We start from the raw sequence: 4,311 nt of genomic DNA on the forward strand, positions 1-4,311 counted from the left end.
TTGTCTGGAAAAACGGGGGCGGCTTGATGGGGCTCTGGCGCCAGCCCAGCGCGGGGCAAGCCCGCTCACCACAAAAGCCCGCTCACCCCATAAAAGGGGGCTCACCACAAAAGTGCACTTACCCCAAAGCTATTTAATAAGCACCGGAGAGCAGCGCTCCGGCGCCGGGAACGATGGGTTCCAGATCCAGCGCCTTGAGCATGGCGTAGGTGGTGGCGATGGCCGCGGTGAGCACCGGCTTACCCGTCTGCGCCTCAACCTTCGCCACCACCGGCAGCGACTGCATCTGCACGCAGGCCGAGAGCACGATCACATCCACGCCTTCCAGGTTCATGCCAGCAACGATGGCCGGCAGGTTGGCCGGGTCGTGGCGCGCCACTTCGAGGTTGTCGGGGATCTCCAGGGCGCGCCAGTCCACCACTTCAAAGCCTTCTTCGCGGATGTAGTTCACCACCAGTTCGGTCAGCGGCTTCATGTAGGGCGCGACAATCGCGATGCGTTTGGCGCCCATCACTTTCAGGCCTTCGATCAGCGCACCGGCGCTGGTGATCACCGGGGCGTTGGCGTCGTTATCGGCGGTGGCCTTGCGCAGGCGCTGTTCGGAGTTGCGGTGATAGCCCAAGCCCATGGCCATGATCGCCACCAGGCATGCGTAGCCGAGCACGTCGACCTTGGCGTCGGACAGCTCCACGGCGCAGCGGTCGGATTCACCGTCCATGGCGGCCAATTCTTCCTTGCGCACCTGCTTCATGCGCATGCGGCTGGAATGGAAGGTAAAGCGCTCGGGGCGGATCGCCTGGCGTGCGGTGAGCATTGCCGGAATCTCGGTTTCCATGGTGGTGTTGGAGCTCGGCACGATCTGGCCGATGCGGTAAGGCTTGAGCATGGTGGTCTCCATTATTGTTCGGTGAGGAAGTCGCCGAGGGCGTGGAAGAAGCCTTCCAGGTCATCCCACGGGATCATGTGCCCGGCATTGGGCACGGACGCGACCTTGATGGACGGCTGCAGCGCGCGGATCTCGACAATGTCTTCTTCGAGAATCACGCCGCCGCGCCCGGCCACCATCAACAGGGCAGGGGTCTTGAGGTGGGGCAGGTCCTGGTGGAAATCGACGTCGTGGAAGTCATTGAAGGCGCGCACGATGGCGGGCTCAAAACAGGTGTGCAGCCACTCGGCGCGCAGTTGCAACTGTGCTTCGGTCCAGGTGGCGCAGAAGGAGCGCATCGCCTCGGCGTCCATGCCGACCAAGGATTGGCGGATGGAGTCGACGTACCACGGCAGTTTGCTCGGGTATTCGCGGCGGCCAGGGCCGGACACGGGCGGGTCGATCAACACCACGCGGTTGACGCCCTGGGGGTGCATCACGGCGCTGCGTACGGCAAAGCGGGCGCCCATGGAGTGGCCCATGAGGTGGTAACTGTGCAGGTTCATTGCATCGGCAAAGGCGCCAATGTCGGCAGCGCAGGTGTCGGCGCTGTAATCCAGCTCGGGACCGGTCGAGGACAAGCCGCGACCGCGCACATCCAGCACGTAGGTGTCGAACCGCTTGCCAAGGCGCTCGGCCACAAACCCCCAGGTGATCGCGGGGCTGGTGATGCCTGGGATCAGGATCAGCGCCGGACCTTTGCCGCCGTAGCGCAAGTAGTGCTGGCGAATGCCGTTGGCCTGGACGTTGCCACCGTAGAGAAAGCTGCTCACGCGGCCACCCCCGATTTCAACTCTTGGGCGTAGAGGTCATACCCGTAGACCCAGGCCGGGTCTTCCTGGGTGCGCAGCCAGGTGTTGGCGTTGGACACCGCCTGCACGCGGGAGGCGCGTTCCTTGCGGTTGGCTTCGTAGAGTTGGAACGCGGTGCGGTAGTCGCTGATTCCGGTTTCCTGCAGGCAGCGGGTGAGCATGGCGGCGTCTTCGATGGCCATGCCGGCGCCTTGGGCCATGTGGGGTTTCATGGGGTGGCAGGCGTCGCCGAGCAGTACCAGGCGACCACGGCTCCATAGCGGCAACGGGTTGCGGTTGCGCAGCGGCCATTTGGTCACGCTTTCGGTGGACTCGATCAGGGCTTGAACCGTGGGGTGGTAACCCTTGAAGGCCTCGAACATCTCGTCACGGCTGCTGTCGACGAACGCGCCGTGGAAGTCCCATTCGGCGTGGGGCACGCCAGTCACGTAGTAGTACTCGTCGCGCTTGCCGGTGGTGTAGTAGACCATCATGTGGCGATCTTCGGTCCACCACTTGATGCAGTCTTCGAACGTCAGGTCGTACTTGGCCAACTGGTCGCCACGGATCAGCGCCCGGTGCGCGACCCAACCGCTGTACAGCGGTTTCTCCGCGCCGAGCAGCTCTTCGCGGATCCTGGAGTTGATGCCGTCGGCGCCGATCACGATGTCGGCGTAGGTCACCTCGCCATCGGCGAAGGTCAGGCGCACCTGGGTGTCGGTTTCTTCGAGGGTTTCCAGGCGCTTGTTGAAGTGCAGGGTGCCCGGCTTGAGGGTCGACATCTGCAACGCATGCAGGTCGCCACGGTGCACGGTGATGTAGGACGCGCCGTAGCCGGTGAGGGGAATGCGTGACAGGTAATCGCCGCTCTCGCCGCAACGGCTGAACCAGTGCTCGGGGTGCGAGCCCATCAGGTCCAGCTGCTTTTCGATGCCCATGCGGCGGAAGATTTTCATGATGTTGGGGCCCATGTGGATCCCCGCGCCCAGCCGGGAGAACTCCGGCGCCTGTTCGTAGATGTCCACGTCAAAACCGGCTTGCTGCAACAGGTGGCGGCGGCGGCACCGCCCAGGCCGGCACCGACGATGGCGATTTTCTGTGTGCTTCCCATGGGGCGTGATCCTCTTTCTTGTTGATGTGCAGCGGCGTCTGTCCGCAAAGTTTTTAAAGTGTATACGCTCATTTTTCAAAATGGGAAGACTGCTTTTGAAAAAACTTGGCCTGGCGGTTATTGACCCGTGTAACGAGTTGTAGCCAATAAATACTAGCTATGTGTGGATTGGTAACGCTTTGGCGCAACACTTGCAGTCCGCTTGCAATTCAGGTCTTATCGTCAGTAAATGGCGTATACGCTATAAAAATGCACTAGAGTGAAGCGCCGTGCTTGAACTTGGTGCGGCCCCACAGGAGACAGGAACATGCCGGTAAGCGATTGCGAGTTGACCCAGATGTTTGAACACGTGCTGACGCTGTCGAAGGTCGACCCGACCCAAAGCGTTGCCGTGCTCAAGAGCCATTATTCCGACCCACGCACCGTCAAGGCGGCGATGGACGCGGCGCAGCGCCTGGGCGCCAAGGTGTATGCGGTGGAGCTGCCGTCGTTCAACCATCCCACCGCCATGGGCAATGACATGACCGCCTACTGCGGCGACACCGCGCTCACCGGCAATATCGCCGCCCAGCGCGCCCTCGAAGCGGCCGATCTGATCGTCGACACGATGATGCTGCTGCATTCGCCGGAGCAGGAACAGATCCTCAAGACCGGCACACGCATTTTGCTGGCCGTGGAGCCGCCGGAAGTGCTGGCGCGCATGTTGCCCACCGAAGCCGACAAGGTGCGCGTACTGGCCGCCGAACAACTGCTGAAAAAGGCGCGGTCGATTCACGTCAAATCCCGCGCAGGCAGTGATTTCCGTGCGGCCTTGGGGCAGTACCCGTCGGTGACCGAGTACGGTTTTGCCGACGAGCCGGGGCGTTGGGACCACTGGCCGAGCGGTTTTCTGTTCTCGTGGCCCAACGAAGAAACCGCCGAAGGCGTGTTGGTGCTGGATGTCGGTGACATCCTGCTGCCGTTCAAGACCTACACCCGCGAGAAGATCACCCTGGAGATCGAGAAGGGCTTTATCACCCGCATCCACGGTGGTTTCGAGGCCGAGTACCTGCGCGATTACATGAAGTACTTCAAGGATCCCGAGGTGTACGGCATCTCCCATATCGGCTGGGGCTTGCAACCACGGGCGCAGTGGACAGCCATGGGCTTGCACGACAAAAACGACGGCATGTGCATGGATGCGCGGGCGTTCTACGGCAATTTCCTGTTCTCCACCGGGCCGAATACCGAAGTGGGCGGCACACGCAAGACGCCGTGCCATCTGGATATCCCACTGCGCAATTGTGATGTGTATCTGGATGACGAGGCGGTGGTGATTGCGGGGGATGTGGTTGCACCGCAGGCCTCCCTGGCACGCTGAAAATCCAAATGTGGGAGGGGCGGTGCGACGATTCGAACTTGCCCCCGATGGCGATGGGTCTGAGTACATATCCGTTGGTCAGGTAACGGCCACCTAGGGTTCCGCTTTTACAGCCGGCTCACTT

The 4,311-nt window shown here is 61.9% G+C and carries 3 protein-coding genes and 1 pseudogene; 1 reads left to right on the top strand and 3 read right to left on the bottom strand.

Annotation, left to right across the window (positions count from 1 at the left end; translation table 11 throughout):
- Window positions 1-133: 133 nt before the first annotated feature.
- From IQK56_RS14680 to IQK56_RS14690, 3 genes and pseudogenes are all read right to left on the bottom strand, one after another.
- Window positions 134-886: a maleate cis-trans isomerase family protein gene (locus tag IQK56_RS14680; RefSeq protein WP_122307871.1), complete on the bottom strand. Its 753-nt coding sequence runs from the start codon at window positions 884-886 to the stop codon at window positions 134-136.
- Window positions 887-897: 11 nt separating this feature from the next.
- Complete coding sequence (locus tag IQK56_RS14685) at window positions 898-1,698, bottom strand: alpha/beta fold hydrolase (protein WP_193864304.1); 801 nt, start codon at window positions 1,696-1,698, stop codon at window positions 898-900.
- Window positions 1,695-2,827 (bottom strand): annotated as a pseudogene (locus tag IQK56_RS14690) (FAD-dependent monooxygenase). Before IQK56_RS14690 ends, IQK56_RS14685 begins: the two are co-directional and overlap by 4 nt.
- A gap of 307 nt (window positions 2,828-3,134) precedes the next feature.
- Between IQK56_RS14690 and IQK56_RS14695 the strand changes: the two are divergent.
- Complete coding sequence (locus tag IQK56_RS14695) at window positions 3,135-4,187, top strand: 2,5-dihydroxypyridine 5,6-dioxygenase (protein ID WP_122307874.1); 1,053 nt, start codon at window positions 3,135-3,137, stop codon at window positions 4,185-4,187.
- Window positions 4,188-4,311 lie beyond the last annotated feature (124 nt).

It is taken from the genome of Pseudomonas cyclaminis, assembly GCF_015163715.1.
Taxonomy (GTDB): Bacteria; Pseudomonadota; Gammaproteobacteria; order Pseudomonadales; family Pseudomonadaceae; genus Aquipseudomonas; species Aquipseudomonas cyclaminis.

Excerpts from the sequence above, each read along its gene's own strand:
- IQK56_RS14680 (WP_122307871.1), bottom strand. The coding sequence starts at position 886 with ATGCTCAAGCCTTACCGCATCGGCCAGATCGTGCCGAGCTCCAACACC.
- IQK56_RS14695 (WP_122307874.1), top strand. The coding sequence starts at position 3,135 with ATGCCGGTAAGCGATTGCGAGTTGACCCAGATGTTTGAACACGTGCTG.